Origin of the sequence: Arthrobacter sp. Helios, from assembly GCF_023167125.1 — a bacterium.
Classification (GTDB): domain Bacteria; phylum Actinomycetota; class Actinomycetes; order Actinomycetales; family Micrococcaceae; genus Arthrobacter_B; species Arthrobacter_B luteolus.
Map to the genome: position 1 here is coordinate 973,068 of NZ_CP095402.1, position 25,739 is coordinate 998,806.

At 65.9% G+C, this 25,739-nt stretch carries 20 protein-coding genes; 13 read left to right on the plus strand and 7 right to left on the minus strand.

Going from position 1 to position 25,739, the window contains the following annotated elements:
• Positions 1-82 precede the first annotated feature (82 nt).
• Positions 83-3,481, plus strand: a complete 3,399-nt coding sequence (locus ArtHe_RS04295) for a pyruvate carboxylase (RefSeq protein WP_248318919.1) — start codon at positions 83-85, stop codon at positions 3,479-3,481.
• A gap of 48 nt (positions 3,482-3,529) precedes the next feature.
• The gene (locus tag ArtHe_RS04300) at positions 3,530-4,960 is read left to right on the plus strand and encodes a mycothione reductase (RefSeq protein ID WP_248318920.1); all 1,431 of its coding nucleotides are present in this window, start codon (positions 3,530-3,532) and stop codon (positions 4,958-4,960) included.
• Between the two features lie 115 nt (positions 4,961-5,075).
• On the opposite strand, the gene ArtHe_RS04305 is transcribed toward ArtHe_RS04300, so the two are convergent.
• Positions 5,076-6,884: an AMP-dependent synthetase/ligase gene (locus ArtHe_RS04305; protein ID WP_248318921.1), complete on the minus strand. Its 1,809-nt coding sequence runs from the start codon at positions 6,882-6,884 to the stop codon at positions 5,076-5,078.
• A 254-nt stretch (positions 6,885-7,138) separates the two neighbouring features.
• On the opposite strand from ArtHe_RS04305, the gene ArtHe_RS04310 reads away from it, so the two are divergent.
• A complete protein-coding gene (locus ArtHe_RS04310) occupies positions 7,139-8,101 on the plus strand; it encodes an ROK family glucokinase (protein ID WP_248319665.1) in 963 nt (320 codons plus the stop codon).
• A 16-nt stretch (positions 8,102-8,117) separates the two neighbouring features.
• Here the strand turns inward: ArtHe_RS04310 and ArtHe_RS04315 are convergent, their stop codons facing one another.
• Positions 8,118-8,648 carry a hypothetical protein gene (locus ArtHe_RS04315; RefSeq protein WP_248318922.1) on the minus strand — a complete coding sequence of 177 codons (531 nt, stop codon included), beginning with the start codon at positions 8,646-8,648 and terminating at the stop codon, positions 8,118-8,120.
• Complete coding sequence (locus ArtHe_RS04320) at positions 8,645-9,409, minus strand: alpha/beta fold hydrolase (protein ID WP_248318923.1); 765 nt, start codon at positions 9,407-9,409, stop codon at positions 8,645-8,647. Before ArtHe_RS04320 ends, ArtHe_RS04315 begins: the two co-directional genes overlap by 4 nt.
• 166 nt (positions 9,410-9,575) lie before the next feature.
• Here ArtHe_RS04320 and ArtHe_RS04325 point away from each other — a divergent pair, with 166 nt between their 5' ends.
• Together ArtHe_RS04325 and ArtHe_RS04330 are read left to right on the plus strand one after the other, a co-directional pair.
• Positions 9,576-10,487 carry a lysophospholipid acyltransferase family protein gene (locus ArtHe_RS04325; protein ID WP_248318924.1) on the plus strand — a complete coding sequence of 304 codons (912 nt, stop codon included), beginning with the start codon at positions 9,576-9,578 and terminating at the stop codon, positions 10,485-10,487.
• 75 nt (positions 10,488-10,562) lie between these two features.
• Complete coding sequence (locus tag ArtHe_RS04330; protein ID WP_248318925.1) at positions 10,563-11,951, plus strand: 3-deoxy-7-phosphoheptulonate synthase class II; 1,389 nt, start codon at positions 10,563-10,565, stop codon at positions 11,949-11,951.
• 17 nt (positions 11,952-11,968) lie between these two features.
• Here ArtHe_RS04330 and ArtHe_RS04335 read toward each other — a convergent pair whose 3' ends face one another.
• Together ArtHe_RS04335 and ArtHe_RS04340 are read right to left on the minus strand one after the other, a co-directional pair.
• On the minus strand, positions 11,969-14,086 hold the full coding sequence (locus ArtHe_RS04335) for a PASTA domain-containing protein (protein ID WP_248318926.1): 2,118 nt from the start codon (positions 14,084-14,086) through the stop codon (positions 11,969-11,971).
• Positions 14,087-14,199: 113 nt separating this feature from the next.
• Positions 14,200-15,507, minus strand: a complete 1,308-nt coding sequence (locus ArtHe_RS04340) for a LysM peptidoglycan-binding domain-containing protein (RefSeq protein ID WP_248318927.1) — start codon at positions 15,505-15,507, stop codon at positions 14,200-14,202.
• Between the two features lie 269 nt (positions 15,508-15,776).
• Between ArtHe_RS04340 and ArtHe_RS04345 the strand changes: the two genes are divergently transcribed.
• Positions 15,777-16,130 carry an Rv2175c family DNA-binding protein gene (locus ArtHe_RS04345; RefSeq protein WP_066301324.1) on the plus strand — a complete coding sequence of 118 codons (354 nt, stop codon included), beginning with the start codon at positions 15,777-15,779 and terminating at the stop codon, positions 16,128-16,130.
• Between the two features lie 10 nt (positions 16,131-16,140).
• Here the strand turns inward: ArtHe_RS04345 and ArtHe_RS04350 are convergent, their stop codons facing one another.
• Together ArtHe_RS04350 and ArtHe_RS04355 are read right to left on the minus strand one after the other, a co-directional pair.
• On the minus strand, positions 16,141-17,253 hold the full coding sequence (locus tag ArtHe_RS04350; RefSeq protein ID WP_248318928.1) for a polyprenyl synthetase family protein: 1,113 nt from the start codon (positions 17,251-17,253) through the stop codon (positions 16,141-16,143).
• A 9-nt stretch (positions 17,254-17,262) separates the two neighbouring features.
• A complete protein-coding gene (locus ArtHe_RS04355) occupies positions 17,263-17,781 on the minus strand; it encodes a hypothetical protein (RefSeq protein WP_248318929.1) in 519 nt (172 codons plus the stop codon).
• Between the two features lie 132 nt (positions 17,782-17,913).
• On the opposite strand from ArtHe_RS04355, the gene dinB reads away from it, so the two are divergent.
• The 7 genes from dinB (at position 17,914) to ArtHe_RS04390 (ending at position 25,736) form a co-directional block, all read left to right on the plus strand.
• Entirely contained in the window at positions 17,914-19,149 is a 1,236-nt protein-coding gene (gene dinB / locus ArtHe_RS04360) for a DNA polymerase IV (RefSeq protein WP_248318930.1), read from the plus strand.
• Between the two features lie 137 nt (positions 19,150-19,286).
• Positions 19,287-19,667, plus strand: coding sequence for a DUF3040 domain-containing protein (locus tag ArtHe_RS04365; protein WP_066301313.1), 381 nt, complete (start codon positions 19,287-19,289; stop codon positions 19,665-19,667).
• 282 nt (positions 19,668-19,949) lie between these two features.
• Positions 19,950-20,381 carry a division/cell wall cluster transcriptional repressor MraZ gene (mraZ, locus tag ArtHe_RS04370; protein WP_248318931.1) on the plus strand — a complete coding sequence of 144 codons (432 nt, stop codon included), beginning with the start codon at positions 19,950-19,952 and terminating at the stop codon, positions 20,379-20,381.
• Between the two features lie 218 nt (positions 20,382-20,599).
• Positions 20,600-21,598, plus strand: a complete 999-nt coding sequence (rsmH, locus tag ArtHe_RS04375; RefSeq protein ID WP_248318932.1) for a 16S rRNA (cytosine(1402)-N(4))-methyltransferase RsmH — start codon at positions 20,600-20,602, stop codon at positions 21,596-21,598.
• Positions 21,595-22,281, plus strand: coding sequence for a hypothetical protein (locus ArtHe_RS04380; protein ID WP_248318933.1), 687 nt, complete (start codon positions 21,595-21,597; stop codon positions 22,279-22,281). Before rsmH ends, ArtHe_RS04380 begins: the two co-directional genes overlap by 4 nt.
• 26 nt (positions 22,282-22,307) lie before the next feature.
• A complete protein-coding gene (locus ArtHe_RS04385; protein WP_248318934.1) occupies positions 22,308-24,095 on the plus strand; it encodes a penicillin-binding protein 2 in 1,788 nt (595 codons plus the stop codon).
• A 51-nt stretch (positions 24,096-24,146) separates the two neighbouring features.
• Positions 24,147-25,736 (plus strand): UDP-N-acetylmuramoyl-L-alanyl-D-glutamate--2,6-diaminopimelate ligase, encoded by a 1,590-nt coding sequence (locus tag ArtHe_RS04390; protein ID WP_248319666.1) that lies wholly within the window; start codon positions 24,147-24,149, stop codon positions 25,734-25,736.
• Positions 25,737-25,739: the final 3 nt, after the last annotated feature.

Sequence of the window (25,739 nt, forward strand, 5' to 3'; positions counted from 1 at the left end):
TCTTGCCGTTTCCGGCGGCCGTCATGAGACTGAAAGCTGATGGCTGGTCCGCTTCACCCACCCGAAACTGTGCAGGAGTGCAATGTTCTCGAAGATCCTGGTCGCCAACCGCGGCGAAATCGCCATCCGCGCCTTCCGCGCAGCCTATGAGCTTGGCGCGAAGACAGTTGCGGTTTTCCCTCATGAGGACCGCAACTCCATTCATCGGCAGAAGGCCGATGAGGCCTATCTGATCGGCAGCGAAGGCCATCCCGTCCGGGCCTACCTCGACGTGGATGAGATCCTGCGCGTGGCGCGGGAGGCCGGCTGCGACGCGATTTACCCGGGGTACGGGTTCCTCTCCGAAAATGCCCAGCTGGCCAAGGCGGCCCAGGAAGCGGGCATCACCTTCATCGGTCCCGGAGCGGATGTCCTGGAGCTGGCCGGGCACAAGGTCCATGCCCTGAATGCCGCCCGGGAGGCCGGGATCCCGGTCCTCCGTTCCACCGAACCGAGCGCTGACCCGGAGGAACTGCTCGCCAAAGCGGAGGACATCGGTTTCCCCATCTTCGTCAAGGCCGTTGCCGGCGGCGGCGGCCGCGGTATGCGGCGGGTGGATACTGCCAGGGATCTCCCGGAAGCGCTGAACGCCGCCATGCGGGAAGCGGACACCGCGTTCGGCGACCCCACCGTGTTCCTGGAGCAGGCCGTGCTGCGCCCGCGCCACATTGAGGTGCAGATCCTGGCGGACAAGGAAGGCAACGTTGTCCACCTGTTTGAACGTGACTGCTCGCTGCAGCGCCGTCACCAGAAGGTCATTGAGATCGCTCCGGCACCGAACCTGGATGAAGGGATCCGGCAGGCGCTGTACCGGGACGCCGTCACCTTCGCCAAATCGCTGAACTACGTCAACGCCGGCACGGTCGAGTTCCTGGTGGACACCATCGGCGAACGGGCCGGCCAGCACGTTTTCATCGAGATGAACCCCCGCATCCAGGTTGAGCACACGGTCACGGAGGAAATCACCGACGTGGACCTGGTTCAGGCGCAGATGCGCATCGCGGCCGGGGAGAACCTCGCCGACCTGGGTCTGGTGCAGGACGAACTGCAGATCCGCGGTGCGGCCCTGCAGTGCCGCATCACCACCGAAGATCCGGCCAACGGTTTCCGGCCCGACGTCGGCAAGATCAGCGCCTACCGCTCCGCCGGCGGTGCCGGCGTACGGCTCGACGGCGGCACCGTGTACGCCGGTGCCGAGATCAGCCCGCACTTCGACTCGATGCTGGTGAAGCTCACCTGCCGCGGGCGGACCTATCCCGCCGCGGTGAACCGGGCCCGCCGTGCCTTGGCGGAGTTCCGGATCCGCGGCGTTTCGAGCAATATTTCCTTCCTCCAGGCGGTCCTGGATGACCCCGACTTCATAGCCGGGGACGTTGCCACCTCCTTCATTGAAGAGCGGCCGGAACTGCTCAACGCCCGCGGACCCGCAGACCGCGGAACCAAGCTGCTGAACTGGCTGGCCGATGTCACCGTGCACAAACCGCATGGCGAACTGCCGGCGCAGGTTAACCCGCTGGAGAAACTCCCCAAGGACCTGCCGGAACCCCGCCCCGGCTCCCGGCAGCGGCTGCAGGAACTGGGACCGGAGAAGTTCGCTGCGGCCCTTCGCGCGCAGCAGGCCCTTGCCGTCACCGACACCACGTTCCGGGATGCCCACCAGTCGCTGCTGGCCACCCGGGTCCGCACCCGCGACCTGATTGGCGCGGCGCCTGCTGTGGCCGCCCTGACTCCGGAACTGCTCTCGGTGGAGGCCTGGGGCGGAGCGACCTATGACGTAGCGCTCCGCTTCCTGGGCGAGGACCCGTGGGAGCGGCTGGACGCGCTCCGCCAGGCGCTGCCTAACGTGTGCATCCAGATGCTGCTGCGCGGGCGGAACACCGTGGGTTACACGCCGTATCCCACCGAGGTGTCGGATGCGTTCGTCGAAGAGGCGGCCGCAGCCGGCGTCGACATCTTCCGCATCTTCGATGCGCTGAACGACGTGAGCCAGATGGCACCCGCCATTGAAGCGGTGCGCCGGACCGGCACCGCCGTCGCCGAAGCGGCGCTTTGCTACACCGCAGACATGCTTGATCCCAAGGAAACCCTCTACACGCTGGACTACTACCTGGACCTGGCGCAGAAGATGGTGGATGCCGGAGCGCACATCCTGGCGATCAAGGACATGGCCGGGCTGCTCCGGCCGGCTGCAGCGGCGAAACTGGTGGCAGCCCTCCGCGAGCGTTTCGACCTTCCGGTCCACCTCCACACGCACGACACCGCCGGCGGGCAGCTGGCCACCCTCCTGGCAGCCGCTGAGGCGGGGGTGGACGCAGTGGACGTCGCCAGTGCCACACTGGCCGGCACCACCAGCCAGCCCTCGGCGTCGTCCCTCGTGGCCGCCCTGGCCAACACCCCGCGGGACACCGGGCTGAGCCTGGATGCCGTCAGCTCGATGGAACCGTACTGGGAAGCGGTCCGCCGCGTGTACGCCCCGTTTGAGTCAGGGCTGGCCGGCCCCACCGGGCGGGTATACCAGCACGAGATTCCCGGCGGACAGCTGTCCAACCTGCGCCAGCAGGCCATTGCCCTCGGCCTGGGGGAGCGGTTCGAAGCCATCGAGGACATGTACACCGCCGCCGACCGGATCCTGGGCCGCCTGGTCAAGGTGACGCCCTCGTCCAAGGTCGTCGGGGACCTCGCACTCCAGCTCGTCGGCAGCAATGTCTCACCGGACGACTTCGAAGAGAATCCGCAGAACTACGACATCCCGGACTCGGTTATCGGTTTCCTCAGCGGCGAACTGGGTGACCCTCCCGGCGGATGGCCCGAACCTTTCCGCACCAAGGCACTCCAGGGACGGACGCCCAAGCCGCGGATGGTGGAGCTCACCGACGTTGATGAACAGGGGCTGGCCGGAGATTCCGCCACCCGGCGGGCAACCTTGAACCGCCTGCTCTTTGCCGGCCCGGCCCGCGAGTTCGCCGCGGCCCGGGAAGCTTACGGGGACCTCTCGGTCCTGGACACGCGGGATTACCTGTACGGCCTTCGGCCAGGGGTGGAGCACGTCGTCGAGCTGGAAAAGGGTGTGCGCCTGATTGCCACGCTGGAAGCTGTCTCCGAACCCGATGACAAGGGCATGCGGACGGTCATGACGACCCTGAACGGGCAGATGCGCCCGGTCATGGTGCGGGACCGCCGCGTGGAGAGCAGCGCCAAGGCAGCGGAACGGGCTGATTCGACGCAGGCCGGCCATGTGGCCGCACCCTTTGCCGGAGCAGTGACCCTGACCGTTGAGGAAGGCGCGGAGGTCGCTGCGGGGGAGACAGTCGCCACCATTGAGGCCATGAAGATGGAGGCTTCAATCACAGCTCCGGTGGCCGGAACCGTCAAGCGGCTCGCCATCGCCGGCGTGCAGCAGGTGGATGGCGGGGACCTGCTGGTGGTCATCGAGACCAGCTGACATTGCCGGGGCCCGAGGCCCGGAGCCGGCCGCCGATAGACTGGCTGAGTGACTCATTTTGATCTCGCCATTATCGGCTCCGGCTCCGGCAACTCCCTGATCACCCCGGAATGGGACGGCCGGAAAGTTGCCGTCATTGACGGCGGTACCTTCGGTGGAACCTGCCTGAACGTCGGCTGCATCCCCACCAAAATGTTCGTTTATCCCGCCCAGCTCGCCGGCTCCACAGCGGAGGCCGGGCGCCTGGGTGTGGACCTGCGTCTCGACGGCGTGCGGTGGCAGGAGATCCGCGACCGCATCTTCGGGCGGATCGATGCCATTTCCGACGGCGGACGGCGCTACCGTGCCGATGAGCTGGAGAACGTCACCCTCTACAGCGAGTACGTCCGGTTCACCGGCTCCCACCGCCTGGAGACGGCATCCGGTGAGGAGATTACGGCAGACCAGATCGTGATCGCCGCCGGATCACGGCCGGTACTGCCGCAGATCCCCGGGATCGACCTGCCGCAGGTCCATACCTCCGACACAGTGATGCGCGTTGATGACCTGCCCGAACGGATCCTGATCCTGGGCGGCGGCTACATCGCGGCCGAGTTCGGCTTCGTCTTCTCTGCGTTCGGCTCGCAGGTCACCATGGCCGTCCGTTCCGGCGCGCTGCTCCGGGCACAGGATGAAACCGTCTCGGAACGCTTCACCGCCGCCGCTGCGGCCCAGTGGGACGTCCGGCTGCACCACACGCTCGATTCGCTGGCGGAGAACGCCGACGGATCGGTCCGCGCTGTTCTGTCCGGACCCTCCGGAGCGGCCGAAATCGACGTCGACCTGGTCCTCGTCGCCACCGGCCGGACTCCCAATACCGACCGGCTCGACGTGACGGCCGCAGGCCTCGACCTCGAGGAAGACGGCCGGCTGGCCGTCGATGAATACCAGCGCGTGCTCAGCGGCGGCCGGCCCGTCTCCGGGATCTGGGCACTGGGCGACGTGAGCAGCGAACATCAGCTGAAGCATGTTGCCAACTACGAAGCCCGGGTAGTCAGCCACAACCTGCTGCATCCAGGGGAGCTCCAGGCTTCTTCGCACCGCTTCGTTCCGGCTGCAGTCTTCAGCCATCCGCAGGTCGCCTCCGTGGGCCTCACCGAGGCGCAGGCGAGGGCGTATGCCGCTGCACACGGACTCGAGCTGGCAACGGTGGTGCAGGAGTACGGTTCGACGGCGTACGGCTGGGCAATGGAGGACACCACGGGGTTTGTGAAGCTCCTGGCCGACCGCTCCAGCGGACGCCTGCTCGGGGCCCACATCATGGGACACGAGGCTTCCATGCTGTTGCAGCCGCTGGTCCAGGCGATGGTCTTCGGCCTGGATGCACACACCATGGCGCGGGGCCAGTACTGGATCCACCCGGCACTCACCGAGGTGGTAGAGAACGCCTTGTTGTCCCTGGAGACCCAGCCGCAGGAACCGGCCGCGATCCGGCCCTAGCAGCGCACCCGGAACGGAAAACCGGCACCGGAACCACGGAGGACAAGAACAGCAGGGGCACGGGAGGAATCCCGTGCCCCTGCTGTTCGCTGGCCGGTGCGGCCGTGCAGCGCGGCTAGACGCGCTGCCCGGAGTAGATCTCTTCGACCACGTCCGAGAAGTCCTTGAGCACCTGCGCACGCTTGATTTTCATGGACGGTGTCAAGTGGCCGCTGGCCTCCGTGAAGTCGGTGGACACCACCCGGAACACCTTGATGGCCTCGGCCTTGGAAACAGCCTGGTTCGCTCCATCCACCAGTGCCTGCAGTTCATCCTGCAGCTGCTGCGTCTGAGCGGCTTCGGCCACGGTGGTCCCGGCCGGAAGGCTGTGCCGCTCCAGCCATCCCGGCAGCGCCTCCTCGTCCAGGGTAATGAGCGCGGAGATGAACGGCCGGTGGTCGCCCACCACAACGCACTGCGAGACGATCGCGTCGGCGCGGATGGCGTCTTCCAGCACGGCGGGAATCACGTTCTTGCCGCTGGCAGTGACGATGATTTCCTTCTTGCGGCCGGTGATCTTCAGGAATCCGTCGGAGTCGAGCTGGCCGATGTCACCGGTGCGGAACCAGCCATCAACGAAGTTCTCCTCCGTCAGGTCCGGGCGCTTGAAGTACCCCTTCATCACGCTGACACCCTTGGCCAGGATTTCTCCGTCGTCGGCGATCCGGACCGCGTTGCCGGGCAGCGGGGCACCGACGGTGCCGATCTTGATCAGCTTCGGCGTGCTGACGCTGACCGGCGCCGTGGTTTCGGTGAGCCCGTAGCCCTCCAGGACCATCACGCCGATGCCGTTGAAGAAGTGGCCCAGGCGGTCGCCCAGCGGTGCGCCGCCGGACACGGCGTACTGGACGCGTCCGCCCATGGCCGTGCGGATTTTGGAGTAGAGCAGTTTGTCGAACAGGGCGTGCCGCAGTTTCAGGCCAAGCGGAATCTTGCCCTCCTCCTTGGCCTTGGACCACTCGATGGCGGTCTGGGCGCCGGCGTGGAAAATCTTGCCCTTGCCGCCGTCTTCGGCTTTGAGCATTGAGGAGTTGTAGACCTTTTCAAAGACGCGCGGCACTACCAGGAGGAAGGAGGGCTGGTAGCTCTGCAGATCGGGCAGCAGGCTCTTGACGTCGGGTGTGTGGGCAACCGTAGCTCCCGCGGCGACGCACAGCACGGAGATGAACCGGGCAAAAACGTGCGCCAGCGGCAGGAACATAATCGTCTGGGCGCCCTCCCGGGCGACCTCCGGCAGCGCCGCCATGGCGTTGCGGGAGAGCTCGACGAAGTTGCTGTGCGTCAGCTCGCAGCCCTTGGGCTTGCCGGTGGTCCCGGAGGTGTAGATGATCGTGGCGGTGTCTTCCAGGTTCGCCAGCGACCGCCGGGCTTCAAGCTCTTCATCGGTGATGGCTGCTCCGGCTTCGCGGAGCTGGTCCAGCCCGCCGCCGTCCAGCTGCCAGACATGCTTCACCCCCGAGAGGTCTTCATCGGCGGCCGCCTGGCGGACGACGTTTTCATGCCGTGCTGCCTCGACGATGATGGCGCTGGCTTCGGAATCACCGAGGATCCAGGCGACCTGTGCGGGGGAGGAGGTCTCATACACGGGTACGGAGATGCCACCGGCAAACCAGATGGCGAAGTCGACCAGGGTCCATTCATACCGGGTGCGGGCCATGATGCCGACGCGGTCACCGGCACCTATGCCGGAGGCCATGAGCCCCTTGGCGATCCGCTTGACATCGGCAAGGAACTCGGTGGCGCTGATATTCGTCCATGCATCACCGGTTGAGCGCACGGCGAAAAGAGCGGGGTTGGAGGGCTTGGCAGCCTGTTCCAGAAGCAGGTCCGTTGTGTTCGTGTCCGGTGAGGACTCCACCAGGACGGGGACGCTGTATTCGCGCACGATAGCTCCTTCGATATCATTTCGGACGGCGGGGTGTTCCCCACCCTATAACTTAGATCACATTTTCGTACTCGCTGGTAACTTTCGAAACCATAACGCTTGACGGTGCCGGAACCGGGTGCAGCCGGGGCGCCTAGAATTGGTTGTTGATGCCTCCCGTAAATCCAGCTCCTGTTCCCCCTTTCCCTGCTGCCCGGTGGTCCCGGCGCGCGGATCCCTTCCGGCCGCGGCGGACCGCCCGGCTTTCCAGTCCGATGCGCCGGCGGGGCCTGGCCATCGGCATAGACATCGGCGGCACGAAGGTAGCGGCTGGGCTGGTCGATTCCAGCGGGCGGGTCCTTGCGGAAGTCCGCCGCTCCACTCCGGGGCAGAACCCCCGGGAGGTTGAGCAGGTCATCGTGGAACTGGTCCGGGAACTCTCGGCGGAGAAACACGTCTGGTCCGTGGGAATTGGTGCCGCCGGGTGGATGGACCTGGCCGGCAGCACGGTGCTCTTCAGTCCGCACCTCGCCTGGCGGAATGAACCGCTCCAGGCCAACCTGGAAAAGCTGCTCAAGCGGCGCGTGTACCTGGCCAATGACGCCGACGGCGCGGCCTGGGCGGAGTGGCGCTTTGGCGCCGGGGCGGGGGAGAGCAGGATGGTCTGCATCACCCTGGGCACCGGGATCGGCGGGGCCATGATCATGGACGGGCGGCTGGAGCGGGGCCGCTTCGGTGTGGCCGGCGAGTTCGGGCACCAGATCATCATGCCGCAGGGCCGGCGCTGCGAATGCGGCAACCGCGGATGCTGGGAGCAGTATGCCTCGGGTAATGCGCTGGGCAGGGAAGCCCGCGAACTGGCGGAGGCCAATTCGCCGGTGGCTCAGGAACTGCTGCGCAGCGTCGACGGCCGGATCCCTGACATTACCGGCGCCGTCGTGACCCGCCTTGCCCTCGAGGGGGACCGGACGGCCATCGAGCTCCTCGGCGAAGTTGGGGAGTGGCTGGGCCTGGGACTCGCGAACCTCGCAGCCGCCCTTGACCCCGGGATGTTCGTCATCGGCGGCGGCCTCAGCGACGCCGGCAACCTCCTCCTGGAACCGGCCCGGCGGTCCTTCTCCCGCAACCTCACGGGGCGGGGGTTCCGGCCCGAGGCCAGGATCGAGAAGGCCGCCCTCGGCCCGTCCGCGGGCCTGATCGGCGCGGCCGACCTTTCCCGGGTGGCCGCCCGGCGCTGACTGGTTCCCGCTGCGGCTAGACCGCAGCGCCGTCGTCGTCCTCATCCCGGTGCTGGGGAAGGCGGTAGAGCAGGTAGCCGGAGGACGCGACAAACAGGGCCACGATGCCCAGCACAACGGTGAGCGGAGCGCTGCGCCAGAACATGGCGAAGAGCAGGAGCAGCAGCGGTCCACCCGCGGCGCCGAGCCAGGCGAGGATGACCAGGGGCTCCCCGCTGCCCAGCGGCGGCGGTTCCTCCGGGACGAAGCTGCCGTCGGACTCGTCCTCCTGCGGGCTGTAGTCGCGCGGCCCGGTGCTCGGACCGGTCAGCGGTTCGCGGCGCAGGGGCTGGTTTTCGAAGATGGCGCGCGTGCGTTCGGCCGGTGTCCTCGGGTCAGGCGGAGTGCGGGTGTCCGGCTGCACAGCTGCGGCCGGTCCGGGATGGGCGCCCCGCTCCGGGGTGTCCGCCCCGGGGTCTAGGTCCGGGGTCTCCTGCAGCCGGGCCACCAGATCCTGCCAGGTGGCGTCGTCAGTGGATTCGTTGCGTTCCGGTTCGCGGTCAGTCATGCCGGGGCACCTGCACTCACCCGTTGGATAAATTCATGGGAGCGTTCAAAGATCAAAGGAGCATCGTGGTCCATGGTGGCCACGTGGTAACTGTTTTCCAAAGGGACAACCTCGAGTTCGGTACTTCCGATCAGCTTCCGCAGCAGATCCATGCTTGATTCCGGTACCACCGGATCCACTGTGGAACGGAAAGCGATGACGGGTGCGGTGACGCTGGGCAGGTGAGCCGCGGTGTCCCTAAACAACCGCAGGAGTTCAGCCACGGCGCCCACGGGGGTGCGGGCGTACGCGATTTCATCCTGACCCGGCAGCTTGATGCTGTTGCCAATAGCCGGAACGGAAGGCATCACGTATTTGAGCAGGCGGGCGTACCGCGCGCGGGGATCTGCCACAGTCAGTCCGGGATTTACGACGGCGACGCCGGCTACCGGGCGGAGGGCAGCCAGGCGGAGCGCCAGCGCCCCGCCCATCGACAAACCTGCCGCCACGACCCGGTCGGTCCGGTCAGCGAGGCTGGCATAGGCATCGTCATAGGCCTGGTACCAGTGCTCCCACGGGGTGCGCGCCAGCTCCTGCCAGGTTGTCCCGTGTCCCGGAAGGAGCGGAAGGCTGACGGCGTAGCCGGCATCGGCCAAATAGCGGGCCCAGCCCAGCATGCTCACGGTTGAGCCGGTGAAGCCGTGGCTCAGCAGCACGCCGGTGGCAGCATTCGGGCCGTCGCCGGCGCTCGAAAACGGCGTCGGGCCCCCAGGGGATGTCATAGCTCTATGGTTGCATTAGGATGCTGATTTTCCACCCCGCAGATAACAAAGTTCCGGGCCCGCGCCGCGGCAGAAATCCTATGCCATGCCTGCGGCCCTTACAGTAGTACGTAGGGGAGCCAAACAGGCGCCCAAAAGTGTTTGTCCGGACGGGAGAGCTGGCCGCGTGTTCTATTGGGTGATGAAGACGATTTTCATCGGACCGGTGGTGAATCTCCTGTTCCGGCCGTGGGTCAAAGGCATGGACAACGTACCTGCCACCGGACCGGCGATCCTCGTCAGCAACCATCTCTCCTTCTCCGACTCGATCTTCCTGCCCCTCGCGGTTCCGCGCCCGGTGAGTTTTCTGGCCAAGTCGGAGTACTTCACCGGCAAGGGACTCAAAGGCAAGCTGACCGCCATGTTCTTCCGGCTGACCAATCAGCTGCCGATCGACCGGTCCGGAGGGGCCGCATCGGAGGCTGCCCTGCGCGCCGGCGTCAAGGTCCTCGAAGGCGGGAACCTGCTCGGTATTTATCCCGAAGGTACCCGCAGCCCGGACGGCCGGCTGTACCGGGGCAAGACGGGGGTTGCCAAGATGGCGCTGCAGACGGGGGTCCCCGTGATTCCCGTAGCCATGATCGGCACCGACAAGGTCCAGCCGATCGGACGCCGGATCCCCAACATCCGCCGCATCGGCATTATCGTCGGTGAACCCCTGGACTTCTCCCGCTACGCCGGGCTGGAAAATGACCGCTTTGTGCAGCGCTCCGTGACGGACGAGATCATGTACGAACTGATGCGGCTCTCCGGGCAGGAATACGTTGATGTGTACGCGAGCACGGTCAAGGACAGAATGGCCGCGGCACGCAAGGCCTCCAAAACCGCCGAATCTCGCAGCGCCGCCGTCCGGCTGCCTGCCCCGGACGAGCCGGAGACCGGCGTGGGCCCCGCGGCCGGCCGGCGCAGGAACCACAAGGAACCCGGTGAAGTCACCGTGATTGGCGCACCGGAGGCCGCTCAGCCCGCCCCCACGGACATCAGTCCGCACGGCCCGCAGGAAACCGGCGGAGCAGAACAGACGCCGCACAGCGCCTAGGGGTTGTCCCGGCAGGCTGCGTAACAGGACACATTTGATCGCCCCGCGTCCCTGCCTGCCAGTAGGATTTAACCCGTGAGCCATACACCTGCAGAACTCGACCCCAGTTTCCCTCCTTCGTCCGGCGCGGCCGTGTATCCGGGCCTGGATGAATGGCGGTCCCTGCCGATCTCCCAGCAGCCCACGTGGCAGGACGATCCGGGGTATGCCGCAGCAGTGGCAGAGCTTTCCATGGTTCCGCCGCTGGTCTTTGCCGGTGAGGTGGACATCCTCCGCGACCGCCTCGCCCAGGCTGCCCAGGGCAAAGCCTTCCTGCTCCAGGGCGGCGACTGCGCAGAGACCTTCGAAGCCGCCACGGCAGACAAGATCAGCGCGCGGGTACGCACCATCCTGCAGATGTCCGTGGTCCTGACCTACGGCGCCTCCCTCCCGGTCATCAAGATGGGCCGCATGGCCGGCCAGTTCGCCAAGCCGCGCTCCTCCAACGATGAGACACGGGGCGGAACCACGCTTCCGGCCTACCGCGGCGACATGGTCAACGGCTTCGAATTCACGCCGGAATCCCGCCGCCACGACCCGGCACGCATGGTCCGGGCCTACCACACCTCGGCATCCACGCTGAACCTGATCCGGGCCTTCACCCAGGGCGGTTTCGCCGACCTGCGGCTGGTCCATCACTGGAACCGGGGCTTCACGGCCAACCCCGCCCACTCCCGCTACGAATCCCTGGCGCGGGACATCGACCGCGCCGTGCGCTTTATGGACGTCTGCGGAGCAGATTTCGAAGCACTGAAGCGGGTGGAGTTCTTCGCCAGCCACGAGGCCCTGCTGCTGGACTACGAACGCGCGCTGACCCGGATTGATTCGCGCACCGGACAGCCCTATGACACGTCGGCACATTTCCTGTGGATCGGGGAGCGTACCCGGGACCTGGATTCCGCCCACGTCGACTTCCTTTCCCGCGTCCGCAACCCCATCGGCGTAAAGCTTGGTCCGAACAGCACTCCCGAGGACGCCCTGGCCCTGATCGACAAGCTGGATCCGAACCGCGAACCCGGACGCCTGACCTTCATTACCCGGATGGGTGCCCAGAACATCCGCGAGAAGCTGCCCACGCTGGTGGAGAAGGTAACTGCTTCCGGGGCCCAGGTCCTGTGGGTCACCGATCCCATGCACGGCAACACCGTGACCTCGCCGAACGGCTACAAAACCCGCAACTTCGACGATGTTATGGATGAAGTCCGCGGGTTCTTCGAAGTGCACAACGCACTGGGTACGTTCCCCGGCGGCCTGCATGTGGAAATGACCGGAGACGACGTGTCCGAATGCCTCGGCGGCGCCGATCCGGTTGACCAGGAAGCGTTCGTGGAAGGCTACGAATCGGTCTGCGATCCCCGCCTGAACCACATGCAGTCCCTGGAAATGGCATTCCTGGTAGCAGGGGCACTGGCCGAGAAAGGCTAGTTTCTCCGGCCCTCCGGCTAGACGACGGTCAGCGTGATAACCGAGCCTTCGGGCGCGGTTCCGCTGGAGGGATCCTGGGCGCGGACGGTTCCGAAGAACCCGCCCAGGATCTCGTTCACCTGGACCCGGAAGCCCAGTGCCTCAAGCTCTTCGCGGGCGGTGTCGGCCTGCTTGCCGACGTAGCTGGGAACCTGGATCATCCGCGGTCCGTCCGAAATGGTCAGGGTGACCGTTCCGCCGCGTTCCAGTAGACCGGATGCCGGTGTCTGGGTCACAACGGAGCCCTTCGGGACATCTGTGCTGTTGACCCGGCTGGGCGCGACGGAGGCTGTGAGTCCTGCGCTTTCCAGCGCCTCTACGGCGTCGTCCTCTGTTTTGCCAACAACGGACGGCACCTCCACGGGGGCCGGCCCCTTGGATACTGTCAGATCCACCGGAGTGCCCCGCCGCAGTTCCGCATCAGCAGCCGGGACCTGGGCAATGATCTGGCCCGCCGGTACGGTTTCGTTGAATTCCTCAGTGACCTTCCCGGCAGTCAGGCCCGCCTCGGCGAGCTCATCCCCGGCCGATTCCACGGTGCGCTGGATAACGTTGGGAACGGTGAACAGCTCCGGACCCCTGGACACGAGCAGCGTGACGGTCTGGAACCGCCGGACCTGCTGCGGGGCGGCGGGATCCGTGCCGATGGCCAGACCGGCAGCAACCACCTCGTCATAGACCTCGTTCGTGGTGTACCGCAGCCCCTCATCGCCCAGGCGGGCGGAGGCCGCAGCAGCGGATGTGTTGGCGACCTCCGGGATGGAGACCAGTGCACCCGGACCGGCTCCGAAGAACCAGCCGGTGAAAGCGGCCGCCGCCACCAGGAGGAAGAGCAGGAGGCCCACCAGCACACCGCGCCGGCGCGGGCTGCCGGACCGAAGTGACACCTCGGGACGCTGGGCGTCCCGGCTGGACTGCTTCTGCTGTGCCTTGAAGTCCCTGCGCGCCTGCCGCCGCCCCGCCCGGGCAGAGACCACCGGATAGCCGCCGCCCTCGTCCTCATCGCCGTCGTCGTAGTCCTGTTCATCGGCCTGGGCCCGCAGCCCCGGCATGACACTCGTGGCGTTATCAGCGCGCTGGATGACCTCGGTGGCGTGGGGTTCGGCGCGGCCAATCACTTCGGTGGCACCGGCGGGGGCTCCCGGGCGGACCACGGCCGTCCGGGCCGTGGCGCCGTCCTGCTGACTTGGAAGTGCCGCCTGCGTTGGGTTTCCGGCTGGATGTCCGGGCGCGGGCGTACCGGGAGCGTGGAAGTCCAGCTGCTCGTCGGTGAGGGACGTGCGGATATGCCGGAGTTCCCCCAGGAGTGCCCGGCCGTCCACGGGACGTTCCTCCGGGTCCTGGGCGGTGCACCACTGCACCAGCTCATCGAGATCCTGGGCGAGGCCGGGGCAGGCTGCAGATGGTGCGGGCACGGTGGAGTGCACATGCGCGAAGGCCACCTGGATGGGTACCTCGCCGGTGAAGGGCTGGGAGCCGGTAAGCATCTCATAGAGCATGATGCCCGCTGAGTAGATGTCGCTGCGTTCATCCGCACCGTCCCCGGTGACCAGCTCCGGCGCCAGATAGGCGACAGTGCCAACCAGGGTTCCGGTGTTGGTGCTGGTGGTGACGGCCCGGGCAAGGCCAAAGTCGGCAATCTTGATGGCGCCGCTGCTGGCCAGCAACACGTTTTCGGGCTTTACATCGCGGTGCACCAGGCCAGCTTCATGGGCCGCGGCGAGGCCGTCGACCACTGCATCCATCATCGCCAGGGCGAGCCGAGGGGTGAGGCGCGTGCGTTCGTTCAGGACGTCCCGCAGGGTGTGCCCCGGGACGTACTCCATGACCAGGTAGGCCAGCGATTCCTCGATCCCCTGATCCAGCACACCGACGACATGGGGGTGGGACAACCGGGCTGCGGATTTGGCCTCCCGCTCGAAGCGGTCGAGGAAGCCGCGGTCCGCAGCGAGATGCGGATAGAGCACCTTCAGCGCCACGTCCCGGTCCAGCCGGGTGTCTGTGGCGAGATAGACCGTGGACATTCCGCCGCGGGCAATACGGGAGCGCACCAGATAGCGGTTATCTACCAGGGTCTCCAGAAGTGGGTCATTCACGGGCTCATGCACCCTTTGATCCTATAAGCGCAGACGGGCAGGAGGAGGATCGACACCCGATCCCGCCTCCTGCCCTTTGTTTGTCCTACGCTCAGCGTGGTTCCTGCTAAGGCCTAAAACGTTGCCCGGTGTGCGAGGACGGAAGCCACGTAGGCCTCCGTATCCGCATACATGCCCTGGGTCGTTACCGAGTACTGGCCCTGGTAATACGAGGCAATCGCGATTTCGAGGCTGGAGCTGGTGCGGATCAGGGAACGGATGATCGCGACGCCGGCGGTAACGTTGTCCTGCGGGTCCAGAAGGTTGAGCTGGCGGCCGACCAGGCCAGATGCCCACTCTCCGGAAGAAGGAATGACCTGCATGGTGCCGATGGCGTTGGCGGGGGAGACCGCCCGCTGGTCGAAGCCGGATTCCTGGAAAGCGAAAGCCTGGGCCAGGGCCGGATCCACGCCCATGGACAGGGCGGTTTCCGCTACCAGCTGCTGCATCTGGGCACGGGAGGGAACCTCAACGGAGTTCAGTGCCTGCTTGTTGAGGTTCGCACCAGCCACGACGTGCTGCGGGTAGGTGTAATGCAGGAACGTGCTGGGCACCAGGTCAGTGGGAGCCTCAGCCGCGGGGGCGGCAGGCGCTGACGGGGTGGCCAGGGTGGTGACGGAGGAAGATCCGCCGAGGGCCAGCTCCTGGCCGGGGCGGATGACCGAGTTCATGTTCAGGCCGTTGGCCTCCAGGACGGACTGCAGTTCGACACCGTGCTTGGCAGCGATGCCTCCGAGCGTGTCACCTGCGGCAACCGTGTAGGTCCCAGCAGATGCCGGAGCTGCGGGCGCTGCGGCCGGTGCCCTGGATGCGGTGGAGATTTCGGCGGCGCCGGAGCCCAGGGAGATTTCCTGGCCCGGCTGAATGATCGAGGTCATGTTCAGGCCGTTGGCCTCCAGGAGCGACTGCAGGGAGACATCGTGCTTGGCTGCGATCGCGCTCAGCGTGTCTCCCGGGACCACGGTGTAAGCCGCTGCGGGGGCAGCAGCCTCGGGGGCCTTGGCCGTTCCGGTCAGCTTCAGTTCCTTGCCGGCGTAGATTACCGAGGCCGGCTGCAGGTTGTTGGCACGGAGAACCTCGTTCATGTCGAGGCCGTACCGGGCAGCGATGGAGCTGACGGTATCGCCCGGAACGATGCGGTGCGTCGCGGGGACGGCGGACTCAGCAGCGACCGTGGCGGGCATCTGCGTGGCCAGCTGGGCAGCCGGGATGGTTGCGCCGGCGGCAATGTTCTTCTGCGCCTGCAGGGGAAGCTGCGGGAAGAGGGCCTTCGCCGGTGTCTGCGGCTGGACTGCTTCTGCGGTTTCCGCCAAAGCCAGGGAGGACATCATGACGGCGGGAATCGCTGCCGTAGTGACGGCGACGCTCAGTTTGCGGGGCATTCCCGCGGTCGCTGAACGCGGCCGGGGTTTGGGCTGCACGGTCATAAGGGGTTGTTTCCTCATCTGTTGGCGGTGCGGCCTTTACCGCAGTCCGTGTGACAAAAAACAAGTAGTGATACGGGTGATGCTCGTGTGAATACTGTGACTTATGTGAATTTACACGAGAATGGGGCTTCCGCAATACCCGAGTAGCAATAAATCCAGGACCGGGCAGCGGCAAAACGGTGTCGACTGGCCCGCTCCGCCACAGGCGTGGCAATCTTGGGAGGGTGAATGAACTTGAGGAACTGGTTTCCGACTGGCTAACCCTGCCCGACGTGGCTGAACAACTAGATATCTCCATCAGCAAGGTGCACAGCCTGCTGGAGGAGCGTGCGCTCCTGGCGCTCCGCCTGGGCGAACGGAAAATCCGCAGCGTTCCAGCCGCCTTTATTAACGACGGCGCCATCCTGGACAGCCTTAAAGGAACCATTTCGGTGCTTACCGATGCGGGCTTTACTGACGAGGAAATGATCCGCTGGCTTTTCACAGCGGACGAAACCCTGCCCGGCCGTCCCGTGGACGCGCTGCTGGAAGGACGCAAGACGGAAATCCGCCGCCGCGCCCAGGCCCTGGCCTGGTAGCAGGCTTCGGTTAGGAGGTCCTGGTTACGGCTGCATGCGCCAAGGATTCCAGAGCTGAGCGGGTCTGTTCGTCCACTGCCATAGTGGCAAGGGTGCTGAACGCCTGCTCTGTATGCTCTGCGATCAGCGACTCGGTCGTAGCCAGGGCTCCGCTGTCCTCGATGATCCGGCGAAGCGACGCCACGGCGTCGTCGCTGAGATCCGGGCGGCCGAGCCCGGCGGTGATTTCGCGCCGCGCCGTATCGGAACTGCCGAGGGCATAGGCGATCAGCACGGTGCGCTTGCCTTCGCGCAGGTCATCTCCGGCAGGCTTCCCGGTAACCGCGGGATCGCCAAAAACCCCCAGCACATCGTCACGAAGCTGGAAGGCTTCTCCCAGCGGCAGGGAAAATGCGGAGTAGGAGGCCAGCAGTTCCTCGCTGGCTCCTGCCAGGGCACCGCCAATAGCCAGTGGATGCTCGATGCTGTACTTGGCTGACTTATAGCGCAGGATGTTGCGCGCCCGCACGACGGCCCGCTCCGGCTCATGTCCGGGGCCGACAACCTCTTCCAAGATGTCCAGGTACTGCCCGGCCATGACCTCGGTGCGCATCCTGTTGAACACGGCGCGGGCCCGGGTCGCGTACCCCGCCCGGTCTCCCACTGACGTAAAGGCCTCTTCGCTGAGGGCCAGGCAGAGATCTCCGGCCAGGATGGCTGCGGAGGAACCAAAATGGGATCCGTCCAGGAACCAGGCCGCTTCCGCATGCCGGTTGGCAAAGTGCCGGTGGACGCTTGGCGCCCCACGGCGGGTGTCGGAGCGGTCAATGATGTCGTCGTGGATCAGGGCCGCACTCTGGAAGAGTTCCAGTGCGACTCCGGCTCGCACAGCGGGTGCCCCCAGCGTTTCTCCGCCCGCACCGCGCCAGCCCCAGTAATTCAGCAGCGCACGCATCCGCTTTCCACCCTTTGCCAGCGAGTGGACAGCGTCCAGCAGCGGCACGGATTCCTCCGAGACGTCTTCGAGAACCTCCCGCTGCCGGCCGAAGAAATCTTCCAGATCGGCGGCAAGCTGCTTCCGGTAGGCGTCCTGTTCACGGGAGGCCTGGTCTGCTCCCGTTGTGGGTGCCTGGGCCTGGCTCATGGCTGTGTCCTACTCCGCGGATTCAGGAAGCACGTTGGCTCCCACTGTATAAATGGTCTGCCCCTCGCGGCTCACCATCGAAACGTTGGCGGTTTCGGTCTCCGTGCCGGTGGTCCGGGCGAAGTCCTTGGTGCTGGTGGAGTCCACCGCATCGCCTTCCAGCGCGGCGAAGCCCTGGGCCTCGAAATGCTGCGTGTAGAAGGCTGCGATTTCCTCCGGAGCCGCGGCAGAGGAGGCGGTCAGGGAGGCGGTCAGCAGCTTGCCGTCTTCAGCAAAACTCGTGGCAGTCGGGGTGGAGCCGGCAAACAGTGGGATCAGGGTCTGCGGAAACCCTTCGGCGATGGCCGGGGATTCAGACGGCGACGGCGACGCGGACTGCGGTGCCGAGGGCTCCGGTGACGCCGCGGCAGACTTCGGTGCGGTCGGGGAGGAGGACGCACCCGAAGACGGGCTGTCGCCCGAACCGCATCCGGCTAAGCCGGCGATCATGGCCGCACTGCCGGCAAGGACAAGTAGTTTCTTCTTCATTCGGACTCCGCATCGACGAAGGGACAGGGCCTGGGATCCAGTCTAGGCGACGGCCCGGAACCTCCCGGCGGCACGGCGGGGAAAGGAGGGCGGCGTCCGGCTACTGCTGTCACCGCTGCGCTTTAGGATGAAATGGTGGGAACAGAGCCGAACGCCGTGGGGGAAAACCGCAACTGCGCCATCATGCACGTGGACATGGATGCTTTCTATGTTTCCGTGGAACTGCTGCGCCGTCCGGACCTAGTGGGTGCCCCCGTCATTGTCGGCGGCCTGGGCGGTCGGTCGGTGGTGCTGTCCGCCTCCTACGAAGCCCGGAAATTCGGCGTCCGTTCGGCCATGCCCATGGCCAACGCGCGCCGCCTGTGTCCGCAGGCCACAGTCCTGGAACCCCACCAGGAGGTCTACCGCCGGGTCTCGGCCCAGCTGATGGGAATCTTTGACTCCATCACACCGCTGGTGGAACCCCTCAGCGTCGACGAAGCCTTCCTGGACATTGCCGGGTCCATGCGCCGGCTTGGACCGCCGCGCGGGATTGGCGAGCTGATCCGGGCCCGCGTGTCCGACGAGCTGGGCATCACCGCCAGTGTGGGGATCGCCGCCACGAAGTTCGTGGCCAAGATCGCCTCCACCCGCTCCAAACCCGACGGACTGCTGCTGGTTCCTAAGGCAGACACGATCCGTTTCCTGCATTCGCTTGACGTCTCGGCTCTTTGGGGGGTGGGGGCCAAAACCCGTGAGGCCCTGGCACGCGTGGGGATTTCCACCGTCGCCGACGTCGCGAACACGCCGCCCGCGGTCCTGCAGCGGCTCCTGGGTGCGGCCGGCCTGCACGTGTATGAGCTCTCCTGGGGCCGGGATCCGCGGGTTGTTACACCTGTTCGGGTGGAAAAGAGCATTGGTGCCGAGGAGACGTTCGCCCGGGACGTGGACAGGGATGAAATTCTGGAAACGGAACTGCTGCGCCTGGCCCACCGCACAGCAGCCCGGATGCGTGCAGCCGGACTGCAGTGCAGATCGGTGGCACTCAAGCTGCGGTACGAGGATTTCACCACGCTGACCCGGACCAGGACCCTGACGGAACCGGTTGACAGTGCGCAACTGCTCTACGAAGCCGTGCGGGGGCTGCTGAAGGCGCTGGGACGCAGGCCCATGAGCGTCCGGCTCGTCGGGCTGCGTGCGGAAAACCTTGAACCGGCGCAGGGTGCGGCCCAGCAGCTGACCCTGGACGGGCGCGACGACAACTGGCGCTCCGCGGAAGACGCCCTGGACCGGATCAACCGCAGGTTCGGAGACAGTGGAATCATGCCTGCCCGGCTCCTGAAGCCGGAAAAACCGGGAACCAGGGGTGCCGGCGATAAGCAGGCTTAGCCGTGGGTTTCCCCTGACCCAAATGCAACCTATCCTTGAAGTAGTGCAGATCAGCGTCGAGACCTCAGCGGGAACAACCGCCACGTCGGGTTCGTTGCTTGGTTTACAGGGCATATTTGGACCGCAAGGAGGCAGTGATGGCACTCTCAGAACACGAGCAGCGCTTGCTTGATCAGCTGGAGCAGCAATTGCACGCCGAAGACCCCAAGTTCGCCAATTCCATGGCGACGTCGGGCGGCCGTGGAATGTCGACCCGGCGCATCGTCCTGGGCGCACTCGTGGCAGTGGCAGGCATAGCCGTCCTGATCCTGGGAATTTCCCTCGAGAGCCCGTTCAATATCGTCGTCGGAATCCTTGGCTTTATGGTCATGGGAGCCGGTATGTACTACGCGACCACCAAGGGCAAGCAGAGCCAACCGCACGTACCCGCAGGTAAGAAGGAACGTGAAGCCGCTCCGCGGGGCTTTATGTCCAACCTTGAAAACAAATGGGATGAACGCAAGCGGGACCAGCCGTAGGTCCGCCTTCAACCACTTTCCTCCCCAGCGTTCCGCTGGAACCTGAAAAGACCCGCCTTGGCGGGTTTTTTTCGTTTAACCCGGTCCCGGTGACGCCTTTTCCCTCCACAGTGCCCCCTGCCGGTCCTTCCCGCGCCATTACTGGGAAGCGGCGGCACGCCGCGCCGGAAACCGTTATCGAATTGCGTTGACTGTGGAGCAAAGTGGAGTAAAGTGGGGGACGTAAGAGGGTAGGGGCGGTGCAGGAGGGGTAAAACTCCCATATCGGACAGGCGGTGGCTGATGTTCCTCGGAACTCATTCACCGCGCCTGGACGAGAAGGGGCGAATCATCCTTCCCGCCAAATTCCGCGATGAGCTGGCCGACGGGCTGGTTTTGACCCGGGGCCAGGAACGCTGCATCTACGTCTTCAGCCAGAAGGAATTCGAAAAGGTCCACGAGCAGATGAGGCAGGCGCCGCTGTCATCACGCCAGGCCCGTGACTACATTCGTGTTTTTCTGTCCGGAGCCTCGGACGAAATCCCTGACAAGCAGGGCCGGATCACCATCCCGCCGGCACTGCGCTCGTATGCCGGGCTCGGTCGTGAACTCGCCGTAATCGGTGCGGGCACCCGTGCTGAGATCTGGGATGCCACGGCATGGCAGACCTATCTGGAGGAGCAGGAAAACGCCTTCTCGGAAACCGATGAAGACGCGATGCCAGGGATCTTCTAGAAGCAAGATCAGCGGGACAGCAGTAAACAGCAGGAAACAAAGTACAGGCACCAAATACAGGAACCGGGAAGCCGGCGGGATCTTGAACGAGATCTCCAGCCGCCCCGCGGAATGTTCACCTGGCTCACCTTCCCCGGAGCCAGGCGGGCACCGTGAGGCGCGGATGGGGATCTGGTCCAAGAACCGCCGTACCGGATCAGCAGCGGAAGGAGAGACCAATGAGCGAAGACCGTCCCACCGAAGACCGGCACATCCCCGTCCTGCGGGACCGCTGCATTAACCTGCTCGCCCCGGGCATTGAGGCCGCTGAAGCGGCAGGCCGGACCGCCGTCGTCGTTGACGCGACCCTGGGCATGGGCGGGCACACCGAAGCGACGCTGGAGCGCTTTCCCAAACTCCACGTGATCGGCATTGACCGGGACCAGCAGGCACTGGCCCTGGCAGGGGAACGGTTGGCCGCATATCAGGACCGGACTGACCTGGTCCACGCGGTCTACGACGAAGTCGGCGACGTCGTCCGGGACCTCGGGTTCGACTTCATTGACGGCGCACTCTTCGACCTGGGCGTCTCTTCCATGCAGCTGGACGAGCGGGACCGCGGGTTCGCCTACTCCTACGACGCACCGCTGGACATGCGCATGGATACCAGCCGCGGCCGTACGGCTGCGGACATCGTCAACACCTATGACGAAGCCGAACTGGTTTCCATCATCCGCCGCTGGGGCGAAGAGAAGTTCGCCGGCCGGATTGCCTCGGCAATCGTGGCTGCCCGGGCCAAGACACCCTTCACCACCACCGGCGAACTGGTCGAAGCCATCCGCTCTGTTGTTCCCGCCGCCGCCGCGCGCACCGGAGGGCACCCCGCCAAGCGGACCTTCCAGGCCCTGCGGATCGAAGTCAATGAGGAACTGGACGTCCTGGAACGCGCCATCCCCTCCGCACTGTCGGTGCTGGGCGTCGGAGGCCGGATCGTCGTGATGTCATATCACTCGCTCGAAGACCGCATCGTGAAGGACATCTTCGCGTCGGGCTCCCGGTCCTCGGCACCCAAGGGCTTCCCCGTGGAACTCGAAGAGCACAAGGCGCAGCTGAAGCGGCTGACCAAGGGCACCGAGGTTCCCACGGAGCAGGAGATTGGCGAAAACCCGCGGGCGGCGTCCGCCAAGCTGCGGGCAGTTGAGCGCATTCGGGCAACCATGGACGGGGCACGGTCATGACTGAAGAGACACGGCGGCACCGTCCGGCGGCACCGCTGCGCGCGGTCCAGGGAAATCTGGCACGCAGCGAGCAGTGGGAACCGGCAGAGCCGCAGGCGCCGGCCCCGCGCCGCAGGACCCCGCTCTCCCTTGTGCCAGCGGCGGCCCGCAGGCGGCGGGTCCCCGTCGCGGCCCTGTGTTTCGTATTCCTGGCAGCAGGCCTGGCAGCGGTGCTGCTCCTGAACATCTCCGTGTCCAGCGGCCAGTATCAGCTGGTTCAGCTGCAGAACCAGCGCACGGAACTCGTACAGAAGAACGAAGCCCTCACCCAGCAGGTGGAAAATCACCAGGCACCCCAGGTGCTGGCGGCCACGGCCGCTGAACTGGGAATGGTGTCGTCCCCGTCATTCGGTACGATCGATCTGCAGACCCTGGCCGTCACGGGCAACCCCGAGCCGGCCAAGGAGGGCACCAAGCGCGAAGCTCTCATCGGCCTGCCGCAGGTCCTGACCCAGCCGGTCACCCCGGCCCAGGCCCAGCCGGCAGAGCCGGAGAAACCGGTGGAGAACGTCCGGGCTGCGGAGGCACAGGACAGTGCGCCGGCAGCCGCGGATGCATCCCCGGAGGCACCGGCACCTGCCGCCCCCGAAGCAGACCTGAACGGCGGCACCATTCCGGCCCCGAGCCAGAGAAGCGGACAGTAACCACCAAATACCCACGAGGACACGTTGTGGCAAGAGCAGGACAGACTCCGGCCCCGGAGGACCACAGGGTGTTCCTCGTCTCCGGACGGCTTCGCGCAGGACTGGTGATAGCCCTTGTTCTGCTCACCTTGCTTGGGGTCCGGCTGTTCCAGGTCCAGGGCCTGGACCCGGAAGGCAAAGCAGAAGCCGCCGTCGCCAACCGGCTGGTAACCACCACCGTTCCCGCCCTGCGCGGCGGAATCCTCGATGCCAACGGCAACTACCTGGCGCGCAGCGTGGAACGCTTCGACATAGTGGTGGACCAGCGGTTGTCCCAGGACAAAGACGAGTACCCCCGCCGGACCCCTGAAGGTGAGTGGGAGGACGTCACCTTCGACCAGGCGTTCGATGAGCTCTCCGCGATCCTGGGACAGGACGCAGACACACTGCGCCGTTCCATCCTGGGGGAGAAGGGCTTCAACTTCGTCGCGAAGACCGTCACTCCGGAGATCCGCGACAAGGTGCTCGCCGTCAAATTCCCCGGAGTCTACGCCGACCGCACCACCCTCCGCACCTACCCCTCCGGGGCAGTCGCCGGCTCGATCGTCGGTTTCCTCGGCACGGAGGGAGCCCAGGAAGGGCTGGAGCTGACACAGGACAGCATCCTGGCGGGCGAGGCAGGCAGTAAGACCTATGAAATCGGCGGCGACGGCATCCGCATTCCCTACGCCACGAACGAAGACGTCCCCGTGAAGGACGGCGACTCGATCAAGCTCACGATCGACCAGGACCTGCAGTGGTTTGCCCAGGACGCTATTGCGGCCCAGACACGGGAATACAACGCGGAGTGGGGCAACGTGGTGGTGGTCGAGGTGGCGACCGGCAACATACTGGCCATGGCCGAATCCACCACGGTTGATCCTAACAACCCCGGCGCCACCGAAGCGGATTCCCGCAAGGCGCGGTCCGTCACGGATTCCTTTGAACCCGGTTCCACCACCAAGGTCATCACCATGGCGGCCGCAATCGAAGAGGGGCTCATCACCCCGACCTCCCCCTTCCTGATCAACTCGAACTACACCGTCGACGGGCAGACGTTCAAGGACGCGTACGAACACGGCACGCTGCAGATGACAGCCTCCGGCATCCTGGCCAATTCGCTGAACACCGGAACGGTGATGGTCGGCGAGCAGCTGACCCCGCAGGAACGCTACGACTGGATGCGGAAGTTCGGCATTGGAACCGAGCTCGGCACCGGCCTCAACGGCGAGACCTCGGGACTGCTGGCAAAACCGGAGCTGTGGGACAGCCGCCAGCAGTACACCGTCCTCTTCGGTCAGGGCCTGACCCAGACGGCGCTGCACACCGCCATGGTCTACCAGACGATCGCCAACGACGGCGTGCGGCTGGCCCCCCGCCTGGTCGACTCGACCATCGATGCCGACGGCGGGGAGCACACCATCGACAGCGGTGAGGGTACCCGTGTGGTCTCGAAGAAAACCGCCGAGGAGGTCCAGCGCATGCTGGAGACCGTCACGGTGGAAGGATCCGGTTCCTCGGGTGCCCTGGAAAAGTACCGTGTCGGTGCAAAAACGGGTACAGCTGAGGCTCCCAGCCCCAACGGCGGATATGACGGCGTCACCGTCTCCTATGCTGGTATTGCACCCATGGACGATCCGAAGTACGTCGCCGTTGTGACCATTCAGCGCCCCAAAGGCGACCTCTACTACGTCGAACCGGGCAAGACCTTCCAGAAGGTCATGGAACAGGTTCTGACCACCCACAACGTTGCCCCCTCCACGGGGGAACCGGACATTTACCCCATCGAGTACTAAAGCTGGAGCAGTGCAGTGCCACATAGCAATAATCAGCGCGCCGGAAGCGGCATGCGCCCCGAACGGGTCCGCCCGGTCACCCTGGGCGATGCCGCGGCAGCGCTGCCCCCGGGAGCTCCTGCGATCCAGGCTGCTCCCGGCACCGGCGCGTCCGGGTGGGGAACAGAACTGACCGGCGTGAGCATCAACTCACGCCAGATTGTTCCCGGAGACCTTTACCTGGCCCTTCCGGGCGCCCGCCACCACGGCGCGGTCTTCGCCGGCGATGCCGCGGCCGCCGGAGCTGCAGCGGTGCTCACCGACAGTGCAGGGCTGGCTCAGCTTCCCGAGACAGGGCTGCCGGTCTTCACCGCCGAGGACATCCGGCGGCTCGTCGGGCCGCTGTCGGCAGCGGTCTTCAACAGCCAGCCGCGTGACGGCTCCGCGCCCGTGCTGTTCGGCATCACCGGAACGAACGGTAAAACCACCACTACTTACTTCATCAACTCTCTGCTGCAGGCGCTGGGGAAGTCCACCGGGCTGATCGGCACCATCGAAATCCTGGCCGGTGGTGAACCCATTCCCAGCGTCCTGACGACGCCGGAATCACCCCAGGTCCACGGGCTGCTTGCGCTGATGCGCGAGCGGGGACTGGATGCGGCCGCCATGGAAGTCTCATCCCACGCGATCTCCTACCGCCGCGTGGACGGGGTCGTTTTCGACGTTGCCGGCTTCACCAACCTCACCCAGGACCACCTGGACCTGCACGGTTCCATGGAAGAGTACTTCGAGGCGAAAGCCGCGCTGTTCAGCGCCGGCAGGTGCCGCCGGGCCGTCGTAACCGTTGACGACGCGTGGGGCCGGCAGATGGCCGACGTGGCGGGGGAGCGCGGCATCACTCTCTCCACCAGCGGCGAGGCCACCGGCGCCGACTGGCAGGTCCGTGCCGTCACCCGCGACGGGCTCGGCCACACGTTCGAACTGCGCCCGCTGCAGGGCGAGCCGCTGCGGGTCAGGACCGGCCTGCCGGGAACCTTCAACGTTTCCAACGCCGCCCTGGCGCTGGCCATGGTCCTGCAGACAGGCGCCTCCGTGGAGGACGTCCAGCGGGCGCTGGATGAGCACGATCCGTTTACTGTCGAGGTGCCCGGACGCATGCAGCTCATCAGCGAGTCCCCGGCAGCGATCGTCGATTTTGCCCACAACCCCGATGCGCTGTCGCGCACACTGGAATCCGTCCGGCGCCCCGGCGGCCGGGTGATCGTGGTTTTTGGTGCCACCGGTGAGCGGGACCAGACCAAACGGCCGCTGATGGGTGCCATCGCGGCCAGGCTCGCCGACGTGGTAATTGTCACCGACGATGACCCGCACGACGAGGACGAGGCAGCCATCCGGGCGGATGTGCTCCGCGGTGCGCACAGTCAGCAGTCCGCCTCCGGACGCAGCTGCACCATCCTGGAGGTTGCTCCGCGTGCTGCCGCCATTGCCCGTGCCGTGGAGGCTGCCGGACCGCAGGACACTGTCCTGGTGGCCGGGCGCGGCCACGAGGTCTGGCAGGAGGTCAAAGGAGTGAACCATGCTCTGGATGACCGGGTCGAACTGCGGGCCGCCCTGGCCCAGGCCGGATTCACGGTGCTTTCAGGCGACGGGGTAGAGTCCTAAATC